At 74.0% G+C, this 12828-nt stretch carries 9 protein-coding genes; 5 read left to right on the top strand and 4 right to left on the bottom strand.

Features of this window, described 5'->3' with window-relative positions; translation table 11 throughout:
- Positions 1 to 56: 56 nt before the first annotated feature.
- Both A949_RS0109330 and A949_RS0109325 read right to left on the bottom strand, forming a co-directional pair.
- On the bottom strand, positions 57 to 1442 hold the full coding sequence (locus tag A949_RS0109330) for a family 2B encapsulin nanocompartment shell protein (RefSeq protein WP_019355743.1): 1386 nt from the start codon (positions 1440 to 1442) through the stop codon (positions 57 to 59).
- Between the two features lie 109 nt (positions 1443 to 1551).
- A complete protein-coding gene (locus A949_RS0109325) occupies positions 1552 to 2964 on the bottom strand; it encodes a family 2B encapsulin nanocompartment shell protein (RefSeq protein ID WP_019355742.1) in 1413 nt (470 codons plus the stop codon).
- Positions 2965 to 3457: 493 nt separating this feature from the next.
- Here A949_RS0109325 and A949_RS0109320 point away from each other — a divergent pair, with 493 nt between their 5' ends.
- Both A949_RS0109320 and A949_RS0109315 read left to right on the top strand, forming a co-directional pair.
- On the top strand, positions 3458 to 4060 hold the full coding sequence (locus A949_RS0109320) for an Rv1733c family protein (protein WP_019355741.1): 603 nt from the start codon (positions 3458 to 3460) through the stop codon (positions 4058 to 4060).
- A 183-nt stretch (positions 4061 to 4243) separates the two neighbouring features.
- On the top strand, positions 4244 to 6715 hold the full coding sequence (locus A949_RS0109315; protein ID WP_019355740.1) for a right-handed parallel beta-helix repeat-containing protein: 2472 nt from the start codon (positions 4244 to 4246) through the stop codon (positions 6713 to 6715).
- Here A949_RS0109315 and A949_RS32970 read toward each other — a convergent pair.
- Positions 6685 to 9219 (bottom strand): hypothetical protein, encoded by a 2535-nt coding sequence (locus A949_RS32970; RefSeq protein ID WP_443332990.1) that lies wholly within the window; start codon positions 9217 to 9219, stop codon positions 6685 to 6687. The two genes, A949_RS0109315 and A949_RS32970, sit on opposite strands and share 31 nt — an antisense overlap.
- 164 nt (positions 9220 to 9383) lie before the next feature.
- Here A949_RS32970 and A949_RS0109305 point away from each other — a divergent pair, with 164 nt between their 5' ends.
- Positions 9384 to 10241 carry a DeoR/GlpR family DNA-binding transcription regulator gene (locus A949_RS0109305; protein WP_019355738.1) on the top strand — a complete coding sequence of 286 codons (858 nt, stop codon included), beginning with the start codon at positions 9384 to 9386 and terminating at the stop codon, positions 10239 to 10241.
- A 68-nt stretch (positions 10242 to 10309) separates the two neighbouring features.
- Here the strand turns inward: A949_RS0109305 and A949_RS0109300 are convergent, their stop codons facing one another.
- The gene (locus tag A949_RS0109300) at positions 10310 to 11449 is read right to left on the bottom strand and encodes a PLP-dependent cysteine synthase family protein (protein WP_019355737.1); all 1140 of its coding nucleotides are present in this window, start codon (positions 11447 to 11449) and stop codon (positions 10310 to 10312) included.
- Between the two features lie 155 nt (positions 11450 to 11604).
- Here A949_RS0109300 and A949_RS0109295 point away from each other — a divergent pair, with 155 nt between their 5' ends.
- The gene (locus tag A949_RS0109295; RefSeq protein ID WP_019355736.1) at positions 11605 to 11916 is read left to right on the top strand and encodes a hypothetical protein; all 312 of its coding nucleotides are present in this window, start codon (positions 11605 to 11607) and stop codon (positions 11914 to 11916) included.
- 145 nt (positions 11917 to 12061) lie between these two features.
- Positions 12062 to 12655, top strand: a complete 594-nt coding sequence (locus A949_RS32965; RefSeq protein ID WP_019355735.1) for an ATP-binding protein — start codon at positions 12062 to 12064, stop codon at positions 12653 to 12655.
- The last annotated feature ends 173 nt before the right edge of the window (positions 12656 to 12828 follow it).

Here is a 12828-nt window from a genome sequence, read left to right as displayed (position 1 = left end):
CATCCCGCGCGCCGCCCGGCTCCCCCGCCGGGAGCCGGGGGCGCTCCCCCGGTGGGTCAGACCTCGACGTCCTCCAGGATGCCGAGCGCGTCGGGCACCAGGACGGCGGCCGAGAAGTAGGCGCTCACCAGGTAGGAGACCAGCGCCCGCTCGTCGATGCCCATGAAGCGCACGTTCAGGGAGGGTTCGATCTCGTCCGGGATCCCGGTCTGGTGCAGCCCGATGACGCCCTGGTCCTCCGCCCCGGTGCGCATGGCCAGCACCGAGGTGGTGCCGTCCGCCCGGATCGGGATCTTGTCGCAGGGCAGCAGCGGGATGCCCCGCCAGGCGTGTGCCGTGCTGCCCTCGACCTGGACGCGCTCGGGGTAGATGCCGCGGCTGCTGCACTCCCGGCCGAAAGCGGCGACGGCCCGCGGATGCGCCAGCAGGTACCGGGTCTTGCGGCGGCGGGAGATCAGCTCGTCCAGGTCCTCCGGCGTGGGCGCGCCGGTGCGGGAGCGGATGCGCTGGGTCAGGTCGGCGTTGTGCAGCAATCCGAACTCGCGGCTGTTGACCAGCTCGTGCTCCTGGCGCTCGCGCAGCGCCTCGACGGTGAGCCGCAACTGCTCCTGCACCTGGTTCATCGGGTCGTTGTAGAGGTCGGCGACCCTGGTGTGGACGCGCAGCACGGTCTGGGCGACGGCCAGCTCGTACTGGCGCGGGTTCAGTTCGTAGTCGACGAACGTGCCGGGCAGCGGAATCTCACCGAGATGGCCGGAGGCCAGGGCGATGTCGGCCTCTCCGCGCCGGTTCTGCGCGGGCAGGGTGCGGGTGAGGGCGGTGTCGAGGTGGTGGCGCAGCGGCGGGGAGGCTTCGGCCGTCCGCCGGAACGTCTCGCGGGGCAGCGCCAGCACGGTGCAGCGGGTGGTGGCGCGCAGGGTCTGCTGCCAGTTGCCGGGGTCCGGGGTGAGGATCTGGTCACCGGCGTGGTCGCCGTCGGCGATGACACCGAGTTCGATGTCGTCGTCGTACTGTCCGGCGGCTTCCTGGACGACCCGGCCGTGCGCGATCAGCAGCAGTTCGTCCGCGGGTTCGCCGCGCACGGCCAGTGCGTCGCCGGGCTCGTACTCGCGCTGGACGAACCCGTCGGCCAGGGCGCGCAGGGCCGCTTCGTCGGCCAGGCCGCGCAGCAGCGGGATCTCCCGCAGCTCGGCGGGGATGACGTCGACCTCGGCACCGGTGGAGACGAACTCGATCCGGCCGTCGCCCAGGGTGTGGGTGAGCCGCCGGTTGACGCGGAAGGTGCCGCCGGTGGTCTCCGTCCAGGGCAGGACGCGCAGCAGCCAGCGCGGGGAGATCCCCTGCATCTGGGGCGGTGTCTTGGTCGTGGTGGTGAGCTTGCGGGCGGCCGCCGTGGAGAGGCTGGCGCGGTCCTGCCGCAGTTCTTCGGGATGCGTGGTCATGTGTGCCCGGTTTCCTGGTGTTTCCGACTGCCTGTTTTCCTGAGGACGCTTGTCCGGTCACCGCCGAGGACGGTTTTCCGGGCCGGGGACCGATGCCCCGGCGCGCGGGTCAGTGGCCGATCTCGACGTCCTCGAGAACTCCGAGCGCGTCGGGCACGAGAACGGCGGCGGAGTAATAGGCGCTCACCAGATACGACATGACGGCCTTCTCGTTGATCCCCATGAAGCGGACCGAGAGACCCGGGCTGTACTCGTCGGGAATTCCCGTCTGGTGGAGTCCGACCACGCCCTGGGCCTTCTCGCCGGTGCGCATCGCCAGGACGGAGGTGCTGCCCTGCGGGGTGACCGGGATCTTGTTGCAGGGCAGGATGGGGACGCCGCGCCAGGCGGGCACCGAGTGCCCCTCGTGGTCGACGGACTGCGGGTAGAGCCCGCGCCTGCTGCACTCCCGGCCGATCGCGGCGATCGCCCTGGGGTGGGCCAGGATGACGCCGGGGTCCTTCCACACGGTGGCCAGCAGCTCGTCCAGGTCGTCCGGGGTGGGCGGTCCGGAGCGGGTGTGGACGCGCTGCCGCGTCCCGGCGTTGTGCAGCAGGCCGATCTCGCGGTTGTTGACCAGCTCGTGCTCCTGGCGCTCGCGCAGCGCCTCGACGGTGAGCCGGAGCTGCTCCTCGAGCTGGTTCATCGGGTGGTTGTACAGGTCGGCGACCCTGGTGTGGACGCGCAGCACGGTCTGGGCGACCTCGAGTTCGTACTCGCGGGGGCTCAGCTCGTAGTCGACGAACGTGCCCGGCAGCGGCGCCTCCCCCACGTGTCCGGACGCCAGCTCGATCGCGGACTCGCCGTCCCCGGTCCGCTGCGAGGGGATGAGGGCACCGGCGGATGCCAGGTGGGAGCGGAGCGAGCCGGCGCCGGCCAGTACGGCGTCGAACGCGCTGCGCTCCAGGGTGAGGACGGTACCGCTGGTGAGCGCGGTCAGGGTGCGGTCCCAGGTGCCCGTCTCGCCGGTCATCAGCTGATCGCCGACGAAGTCGCCGTCCGCGAGCACGCCCTGGGTGACGTCCTCGTCGTACCGGCCCCGGACCGACTGGCGCAGTTTGCCGTGTGCGATCAGTACCAGCCGGTCGGCGGGCCGGCCCTCCTCCAGAATCACCTCGCCGGGGCGGAAGTCGCGCTGCTCGCACCGGTCGGCGAGGGTCTCCAGCACCGCGTGGTCGTCGTAGCCGCGCAGCAGCGGCAGCTCGGTGAGCTCCAACGGGATGACCCGGACCTCGGCGCCGGTGGAGACGAACTCCACCCGGCCGTCCCCGAGTGTGTGGGACAGCCGCCGGTTCACCCGGAAGGTGCCGCCCGTCACCTGCACCCACGGCAGGGCCCGCAGCAGCCACCTCGAGGTGATCCCCTGCATCTGCGGGGGCGTCTTCGTGGTGGTCGCGAGATTCCGTGCCGCTTCCGTGGCGAGGCTCTGCTGCGCCTGGTCCGCACTCCCGTTTCCGGAATTCCGCTCCGCCGCAGTCGTCATCCGACACCGCCAATCCTTGTGATGCGCCGTCATATGGCCTGATGCGCAGAGAAGTTAAATGGGTCGCGGGAGAGGCGGCAATCGCCCGAAAGAGATGGGCACGCCCCGAATGCCCGCGCGATCCACGGGTAAGATCACCAATTTTTCTTACCGAGCGTGACAATCTCGCGGAGCACCTCACCGTGTGCGACATTCACACCGCATCGCGGCCCTGCCCACTCCCCGGCCCGAGCAGATGTGCGGAAAAAGTGGGCGTACACATGTCCGACCCGCGCCCGGTGTCCGGCACCGGAAGGCCACTCAGTAAACTCTGCGGATCACGAGGGGAAAGCAGCGAGCCCGCGACCAGCCCGAGGACGGAGAGGGGACCGACGGACCCGAAGAACCGGCAGCCGGTCGCACGGCAGCCGGTGAGCTGTACGGCCCGGGGCTCGACGCCTCCTCCCGTGCGGGTACCGCACCCGGTGGACGAACGGCGAGAGGGGGTGCAGCGGTGCGCGCTGTCTCCGGTCTGTGGCGCTGGCGGAGGAACCCGCTGTACCGGCGCACCGACCGCCGGGAGGCGTGGCTGACCCTGTGTGCGGTGCTGCTGATCGCTCTCGCCGCCCCGCTGGCGGGATGGGCCGCCACCGAGACGGCCCACGCGGCACTGCTGCGCACCGCACACGAGCAGCAGCACCAGCGGTCGCGGATCCCGGCGACGGTCCAGCACGTGCGGGTGCTGCCGCCGTTGGACTCCGAGACCGAGACCGGCGCCGGGGCGCAGAACCGCCATCGGATCACCGCGCGGTGGGAGGGGCCGGACGGCACCCCGCACACCGGCGTCGTCGTGCTCCGGCACCCCGTGGAGCCCGGCGCCCGCTTCCCGGTGTGGACGGACGCGCACGGGCGCCTGACCTCCCGTCCGATGAGCACGCACAGCGCCCGCTCCTACTCGCTGCTGGCCGGACTGGCCATCGGCGCGCTCACCGCCGGAGGGCTGGAGGCCGCCAGGCGGCTGACCGTACGGTTGCTGCTGCGGCGCCGGTACGCACGCTGGGACGAGGAGTGGGTGCGCATCGGCCCCGACTGGGGCCGCACCGGAACCAGCACCTGACAACCGCCCCTTCCCGGCATGTCGGTTCCGAGCGGGTGTCCGCGCCGGTCACTCGGTCGGACCCGTCACCGCAGAGCACCAGCGCACGCTACGGTGGTGCGGCCGGCCCGGACAGCGCACGCAGCGCTCCGCGCGACCGGCGCAACGCATCTCCGCACGCACGAGGTTGGGGCACAGCACTCCATGGCACAGGGCTCGGTCCAGGTGACGCACAGCGGCACGTCGCGGTGGCGGCGGCGCACGGGCGAATACGCGTCGTTGTCCGCCGCGCTGGAGGTTGCGGGCGACGGCGACGTCCTCACCGTGGCACCCGGCACCTACCGGGAGAACCTGGTCATCGAGCGCATGGTGACGCTGCGCGGCCCCGAACGCGGCGGCTCCGGACCGGTCCGGATCGCCCCCGCGGACGGGGTGGCGCTCACCGTGCGGTCCGCCGCGCTGGTCCAGGACCTGCAGATCGAGGGCCAGGACTCGGCCGTGCCCGCCGTGCTCGTGGAGGACGCGGCGCCGGAGCTGGCCGGGCTGCGGGTGATGACCCGCTCGGCCTCCGGGATCGAGGTGCGCGGCGGGGCCCGGCCCACGGTGCGGCGCTGCACCGTGGACAACCCGGCCGGGATCGGCTTCAGCATCACCGGGGGCGCCGGGGGCGTCTTCGAGGAGTGCGAGGTGGTGGCGGCGGGCCAGTCCGGCGTCCTGGTGCGGGACGGCGCCCGGCCGCGGCTCGCGCACTGCAGGGTGCACCTCGCCTCGGGCGCGGGCATCGCGCTGCAGGGCGAGGGCAGCACGCTGGAGGCGCTGGGCTGCGAGGTGTACGAGATCAAGGGCAGCGGCCTGCGCGTCGCCGGGCGCGCCAGCGGGCACTTCACCGACTGCCGGGTGCACCGCACCTCGACCGACGGGGTCACCCTGGACACCGACGCCGTGCTCACCCTCGCCGACTGCGACATCCACGACATCCCGGAGAACGCGGTCGACCTGCGGTCCCGCTCGGTGCTGACGCTGACCCGCTCCACGGTGCGCCGGTTCGGCCGCAACGGCCTGTCGGTGTGGGACCCGGGAACCCGCGCGGACGCCAACGGCTGCGAGATACACGAGAGCACCGGCGACTACCCGGCGGTGTGGGTCAGCGACGGTGCCACCGCGGTACTGGACACCTGCCGGGTGCATTCGGTGCCCGACGCGCTCTTCGTCCTGGACCGGGGCTCCCGTGCCGACGTCCTGGACAGCGACCTCTCCCAGGTGCGCGGCACCGCCGTCTCGGTGAGCGACGGCGCGGTCGTGCAGCTGGACGACTGCCGCATCAGCAAGGCCGGCACCGGCGCCTGGTTCCGCGACCACGGCAGCGGCGGAGTGCTCAACGGCTGCACCATCGACCAGGCCGCGACCGGAGTGATCGTCACCAAGGGCGCCGATCCCACCATCGAACGCTGCACGGTCAGCGGTTCCGGCGAGGCCGGGTTCTACGTGTCCGCCGAGGGACGCGGTACGTTCCACAACTGCCGGGTGTCCGGCTCGCGCGGCTACGGCTTCCATGTGATCGACGGCTGCCGCACCACGCTGCGCCGCTGCCGCACCGAGCGGTGCACGCGCGGCGGCTACGAGTTCGCCGAGGAGGGCCCGACCGTCGAGGACTGCAGCAGCGACGAGAGCGCCGCCGCGGTCACCGCGACGCCCGCCGCCGCACCGGTCTCCCCCGCCCCGCCCGCCGACGGCTCGGCGGGACTGCTGACCGCGCAGGCCGCGGTGCCCCGGCAGCGCTCGGAGAGCCCGTCGCCGGCAACGGCACCGGCGGCGTCCGCACCCGGCGACGACGCGGCCGACGCGAACGGGGACGAGGAGGCACCGCGCCCCGCCAAGGAAGTGCTGGGCGAACTCGACGAGCTGGTCGGGCTGGACGCGGTCAAGCGCGAGGTCCGGGCGCTCACCGACATGATCGAGGTCGGCCGCAGACGGCAGCGCGCCGGGCTGAAGGCGGCGTCCGCGCGGCGGCACCTGGTCTTCACCGGGTCGCCCGGCACCGGCAAGACCACGGTGGCCCGCCTCTACGGCGAGATCCTGCACTCCCTGGGGGTGCTGCGCCGCGGGCATCTGGTGGAGGTCTCCCGCGTGGACCTGGTCGGCGAGCACATCGGGTCCACGGCGCTGCGCACCCAGGAGGCGTTCGAGAAGGCCAGGGGCGGCGTGCTGTTCATCGACGAGGCGTATGCGCTCGCCCCGCAGGACTCGGGCCGCGACTTCGGCCGCGAGGCCATCGACACCCTGGTGAAGCTGATGGAGGACCACCGGGACGACGTGGTGGTCATCGTGGCGGGCTACACCACCGAGATGGAGCACTTCCTGGCCGCCAACCCCGGTGTGGCCTCGCGCTTCTCCCGCACGATCACCTTCGGGGACTACGCGCCCGAGGAGCTGCTGAGCATCGTCGAGCAGCAGGCCGAGGAGCAGGAGTACCACCTGGGCGGCGGCACGCGGCAGGCGCTGCTGGAGTACTTCGGACAGCTTCCCAAGGGCCCCTCGTTCGGCAACGGGCGCACCGCGCGGCAGACCTTCGAGGCGATGGTCGAGCGGCACGCGGGCCGGGTCGCGCAGCTTCCCGACCCGAGCACCGAGGACCTCACCCTGCTCTACCCCTCGGATCTGCCCGGCCCGGGCTGAGCGGCCCGCCGGCCCGGCGCACCGGGCCTCCGCCGGTCCGGCTGCCGGCCGGGACGCCGGACGGCTTCCTGCGGCGGACGCCGGGGCGCGACGGCCCGCCGCGCGCGGTCCGCGAGGCGGGCCAGCAGCCCGGCCCGCTCCTCGGCGAAGGCCGGATCCGCCTGGTAGTCCCCGTGCGCCAGGATCGGTTCGGGCAGCGGCAGCTCGCGGGTGCGGCCGTAGGCGACGGGGTCGCGCAGCGGACCGCGGTCGACCCCGAGGCACGCTTCGGGCGGTCCGGGCTCGGGGGCACCGGCGCGCTCGGGCCGCACGGGACCGCCGATCGGGTCGGTCAGCCGCCACAGGTTGCGCCAGCACTCCAGATCACCGTGCAGGGCGGCCAGCCGGTGCGGACCGAAGTAGGCGGGGAACCAGCGCCCGTACAGCCGTTCCAGGGGTGAGCCGTAGGTGAGGAGGGCGACCTGGCGGCGGGTACCGGGATCCAGTTGCCAGACCGCCGCTGCCGCCAGGACGCTGCCCTGCGAGTGGCCGGAGATCACCAGGCGCCGCTCGGGCCGCCCGTCGGTCCACATCGCCATCCGCCAGGCCAGGTCGGGCACGGCGCGCTCGGCGTAGCAGGGCGGCGCGAACGGGTGGGCGCAGCGCGGCCAGAAGGTGCCCACGTCCCACAGGATGCCGATGGTGCGGCGGGCCGAGGCGTCCCGGTAGGCGCGGCGGCCCCAGGCGAGCAGCAGGACGAAGGCGAACCCGACCAGCCAGGAGCCGAGAGCCTGCACGGCGTCGGCGGTTCCCGCGACGACGCCGGGGGCCCCGTCCGTGGCGCGCCCGGGAACCTGACCGGTCAGCAGCGTGCCGAGCACGGCCGCACCGCCCATCACGAGTGTGGCGGCGGCGACGGCGGCCACCAGCCGGGGTGCCCGGTCGGTGAGGCCGGCGCGGGCGATCGTGGCGGCGATCCGGCGGGAGCGGGACGGGTCGGGCAGCGACGCGGGGTACCCGGCCGCCACGTCGTCGGTGAGTCGCCGGGTGTCGCGCCACACGTGCACGGCGGACCAGCCCGCCAGCAGCAGCACCAGGGCGAGCAGGACGGGGATGACGGACGCCTGCCAGGTGAGGACGGCCGGCGGGCCCGCGATGCGGCCGCCGCTGCCGCCGGACCCGCCGGGGCCGTCGAGCCAGTCACCGACCCGTTGGCAGACCCCGCCGGAGAGCACGCCGCCCAGCGAGCAGGCGAGCATCGCCACGCATCCGGAGGCCGTCCCGTGCAGCGCCGTGCGAGGGACCCGCGTGCGGCGGTGCAGTCGCAGACCCAGCACGCCGAGCGCGACCACGAGCGTGCCCTGGAGCACCGCGAGGACGCTGAACGTCTCGTCGCCGGGGAGGGTACCGCCGGAGGTCCATTCCGGACGGCTCCAGCCGGTGTGCACGACGGCCGACAGCAGCACGGCGAGGGAGGCCGGGGGCAGCCCGCGCACCGCGAGCGTGTCGGCACCGTCGTCGGGTTCGGTCTCCTTGCGGCCCCGGCCGCAGACGACGAACAGCACCCAGGCGGCTCCCGCCAGCACCAGTCCCGTCAGCAGCCGTCCGGACAGGTCCAGCGCGGTGCTGCCGCCGGGTGCCCGGTCGTGCCGGGCGGTGGCGGCGGTGAGCGCGGCGGCGACGGTCAGGAACCCGGCGGCGGTGTGCGCGGCGCGCAGCCGGGCGACGAGGCGCTTGCCGTACCAGAAGCCCGGCAGCGACAGCGGGGGCCGCCCCTCGGCCGCGGGGGCGTCCTCGGGGACGGTGCGCTCCAGCGGCGGCTGGGATTCGTAGGCGCTCCAGGTGCGGTGCGAGAGCCACCACAGCAGGGCGGTCACGGCGGCCGGCAGCACGGCGGCCAGGGCCAGCCGGCGGCCCGGCTGGCTCCACCAACTGCCCGGGGCCGCGGTCTCCTCGGGCGCCGCCAGGAACGCCAGCCAGGAGCGTTCCCCGGCGCAGCGGGCGGCCCCGGCGCACTGCCAGGCGACCAGGTCGAGTGCGACCTCGCAGGCCGCGGCGACCAGCAGCACCGTCAGGGAGAGCGCCAGCAGCCGGACCAGCAGGCCGTGCAGCCGTACGGTGCGGGCACGGCCGCGGGAGGCGGGCCGGGTCCAGTGGGCCAGGTTGGCCACCATGAACGGCAGCAGGATCAGCCACAGGGCGCGGGCGCCGTTGCCGGAGGTCAGGTTCGACCAGCAGTAGGCCTCCGGTACCGCTCTGCCCGTGTAGTCCTCCGGGCGCTGCTCGGCGTCCGTGTCGTCCGTGCGCCGGTGGATGGCCGCCGTGCCGTCCCCGGTGACGCGTTCGGTGCGCGGGTCGCCGAGCATCTCGGCGGCGGTCGTCCCGCCCACTCCGTGTACGAGCAGTTCCAGTGCGAGGCCCGGCGCGTCGCCGGGTGCGCCGCTGGGTGCGTGGTCTGTCGGCACTGTGCTTCCCCCCGGTTCCCCCGAACGGTGTGTCAGCTTCGTGTCGGCCGGTGCCAGCATCACTGCCCGCGCCGCGCCGTGCCAGCCCCCCACGGGTGAAAGCGGGGTGCGCGGGGGCTCGATCGAGACAGCGGCGCGGCTGTGGCGCGCGTGGGAGGATGGGCCGACCGGAGGCCTCCCCACAGCCCCGACACCCGGTCGCGAAAGGAACGGAGACAGCGGCAGTGAGCGACAACCAGAACCTCCTCGCCGAACAGCGGCGCGCGCTGATCCTGGAGGAGGTGCGGCGCCGGGGCGGCGCCCGGGTCAACGAGCTGACCAGGAAGCTGTCGGTCTCGGACATGACGGTGCGGCGCGACCTGGACGCGCTGGCCCGGCAGGGCGCCCTGGAGAAGGTGCACGGCGGCGCCGTGCCGGTCGCCGAGGCCAGTACGCACGAGCCGGGGTTCGAGGCGAAGTCCTCGCTGGAGCTGAGCGCGAAGGAGGACATCGCGCGGGCGGCGGCCACCATGGCCCAGCCGGGCACCGCGATCGCGCTCTCGGGCGGTACGACGACGTTCGCGCTGGCGCGGCACCTGCTGGAGGTGCCGAACCTGACGGTGGTCACCAACTCGGTGCGGGTCGCCGACGTCTTCCACGCGGCGCAGCGGAGCGGCGCCGGGGCGGGAACGGCGGGGACCCGTCCGGGCGCGGCGACGGTGGTGCTGACGGGCGGGGTGCGGACGCCCTCGGACTCGCTGGTGGGTTCGGTGGCGGACGCGGCGATCCGCTCGCTCCACTTCGACGCGCTGTTCCTGGGGGTGCACGGCATATCGGTGGAGGCCGGGCTCTCCACCCCGAATCTGGCGGAGGCGGAGACGAACCGGCAGTTCGTGGGCTCGGCCCGCCGGGTCATCGTGGTCGCGGACCACACCAAGTGGGGCACGGTGGGGCTGAGTTCGTTCGCCTCGCTGGACCAGGTGGACGCGCTGGTGACGGACGGCGGGCTGCCGGCGGCGGCGCGGGAGGAGATCCAGGAGCGGCTGCCGGAGCTGGTGGTGGCCGGCGAGCAGGACGGCGAGGGCTTCGCGGGCGCGCTCTGACCCCGGGCCCGCGGCCGCCCGGCGCGGCGCCGGGCGGCGGGACGGGACGGGCAGCGGGACGGGACGGGCTACTGCGGCTCGGCCCACTCCCCCGAGGCCAGGAACCGCTCCAGGGTGCGCGTGTAGGGAGCGATCTCCAGGCCCTGCCGGGCCAGCCAGGAGTCGGCGTAGTACTTGTCCAGATACCGCTCGCCCGGGTCGCACAGCAGGGTGACGACGCTGCCCTGCTCGCCGGCGGCCAGCATCCGGGCGACGATCCGCAGGCTGCTCCACAGCCCGGTGCCGGTGGACCCGCCGGCCTTGCGGCCCAGCACCCGGTCCAGCTGCCGTACGGCGGCCACGCTGGCGGCGTCCGGGACCTTCATCATCCGGTCGACGGCGGCGGGCACGAAGCTGGGTTCCATCCGGGGCCGTCCGATGCCCTCGATCCGGGAGCCGCAGTCGCTGGTGGCCTCCGGGTCGCCGCGGGTCCAGCCGTCGAAGAAGCAGGAGTTCTCCGGGTCGGGGACGCAGACCCGGGTGTCGTACTGCATGTAGCGGATGTAGCGGGCGAAGGTCGCCGAGGTGCCCCCGGTTCCGGCGGTGGCGACGATCCACGCCGGTTCCGGGTACCGCTCCCCGGCGAGCTGCTGGTAGACGGACTCGGCGATGTTGTTGTTGCCCCGCCAGTCGGTGGCCCGTTCGGCGTAGGTGAACTGGTCCATGAAGTGGCCGCCGCTCTCCGCGGCGAGCCGAGCCGAGACCTCGTAGACGGTACGGGGATCGTCCACCAGGTGGCAGGTGCCGCCGTGGAACTCGATCAGCCGGGTCTTCTCGCTGCTCGTCGTGCGCGGCATCACCGCGATGAACGGGACGCCGATCAGCTTGGCGAAGTACGCCTCGCTCACCGCGGTGGAGCCGCTGGACGCCTCGATGACGGGCCGTCCCTGCCGGATCCAGCCGTTGCACAGCGCGTGCAGGAACAGCGAGCGCGCCAGGCGGTGCTTGAGACTGCCGGTGGGGTGGGTCGACTCGTCCTTGAGGTACAGGTCGACGCCCCATTCCTCGGGCAGCGGGAAGGCCAGCAGGTGGGTGTCGGCGCTGCGGCCGCTCTCGGCCCGCACCTTGCGTACCGCCTCCTTCAGCCAGCCGCGGCGGTCGGGGTCGCTGCGGTCCACGTCCTGGGTGGGGAGGCCGGGGACGGGAGGGGCGGGTTCGGTGGTGCTCACAGGCCGATCATAGAGGGGGGTCGGTAGACAGCGGTGGACATGGGCATGCTCCCGGCAAGGGGCTGGGCTCTCCGGGGGTGTACGCGCACCGCCCGGGGGTACCCCGGTACCTCTGCCGGGCAGATCCGGTGGGAGCCGGTGGGAGGCGGTGTGCAGTGGCGGAGCCGGAGTTCGACGCGACTGGGGTGGGGATCAGCCGGATGCTCCGCTCCCTCACCCGGGCCGGCCATGTGCTGGTGCGGGACGGGGAACTGGTGCTGCTGACCAGCTACGGCAGCGAGATCGACAGCGCGCCGGTCGACGAGGTGCGGATCAGCGGCTACGGGCTGCGCGACCAGGTACCGGCGACGCTGCGCGGCAGAAGCTACCTGCTGCGCCTGGGCCAGGAGCACCGGGAGGGCCTGCTGTCGGCCCTGCGGACGGCACGGGCGAAGGCCGCCGCGGAGCGCGGTGTGCTGGGCCGGTGAAGACGATCACCTGCCGCCGCTCCGTGACCGGATCGTCGCAGCGCGTTTGCGCCGCGGCCGGTCCGCTCCCATCCTGGCCCTGTAGCGCACATCACATGTGATCCGTCCCCGCCCGCCGGCGGCCCCTCGTGAGGGAGTCACAGCCGTGATCAGTCCACCGAGCAGCACCCCTGCACCGGCCCCGGCGCGGCACTGCGCCGTGGAGTTCCAGGCGCTGCCCCCGCGCATAGGGCAGGTCCGAAGAATCGTCTCCGCGCAGCTGCGGTACTGGCGGCTGGACGCCGTCCTGGACGTCGCGGCCCTCCTGCTGACGGAGTTGCTGGCCAACGTCCACCGGCACGCGGATCCCCGGCGCTGCGACGCCGGTCCGGCTCCCGCCGACAAGCACTGCACCGTGGAACTGTCCCTGGTCGGGGACCGGCTGACGGTCTCGGTGCACGACCACGACCCCCGACTGCCGCGGGTCCGCGGCGCGGCGTCCGACGAGCCGCTGCCCACCAGCGGGCGCGGCCTCGCCCTGGTGGCGTCGCTCAGCGAGAGCTGGGGGGTGCGGGCCCGGCCCGACGGCTCGGGAAAGACCGTGTGGTTCTCGCTGCCGGTGCCGGCCCCGGAGCCGGCCGCGCCGGCCGGGGGCCGTACCTGCCGTGCCGCCCGGGACGCCGCCGCACCCCGGCAGCCGGCCGCCGGTCCGGCCCCGGTGCCGCCCCCGGCCGAGGTGGAGCCGGCGGCAGCGGGCTGAGGAGGCATCGGCGCCCGGCGCCACCCCCGGTGACCGGCACCGGCACCCACCGCGCCATGCCCCGCAGCGGGCCGCGGGTCCGCCGGGTCGGGCGGAGCAGGGCCGGCTCCCAGGCCTCGCGGGGACCGCGAGGATGAGGGTGTCGGTGCCCGGCGGCACGCCGAGCGCCGCCG

This window comes from Streptomyces sp. AA1529, from assembly GCF_000280905.1.
GTDB lineage: Bacteria > Actinomycetota > Actinomycetes > Streptomycetales > Streptomycetaceae > Streptomyces.
Note: the sequence above shows the minus strand (reverse complement) of the source record. Positions and strands in the feature narration are given on the sequence as shown.

Bases quoted from the DNA above. Each gene is read 5' to 3' on its own strand.
- A949_RS0109330 (WP_019355743.1), bottom strand. From the start codon at position 1,442: ATGACCACGCATCCCGAAGAACTGCGGCAGGACCGCGCCAGCCTCTCC.
- A949_RS0109325 (WP_019355742.1), bottom strand. From the start codon at position 2,964: ATGACGACTGCGGCGGAGCGGAATTCCGGAAACGGGAGTGCGGACCAG.
- A949_RS0109315 (WP_019355740.1), top strand. From the start codon at position 4,244: ATGGCACAGGGCTCGGTCCAGGTGACGCACAGCGGCACGTCGCGGTGG.
- A949_RS32970 (WP_443332990.1), bottom strand. From the start codon at position 9,219: ATGCTGGCACCGGCCGACACGAAGCTGACACACCGTTCGGGGGAACCG.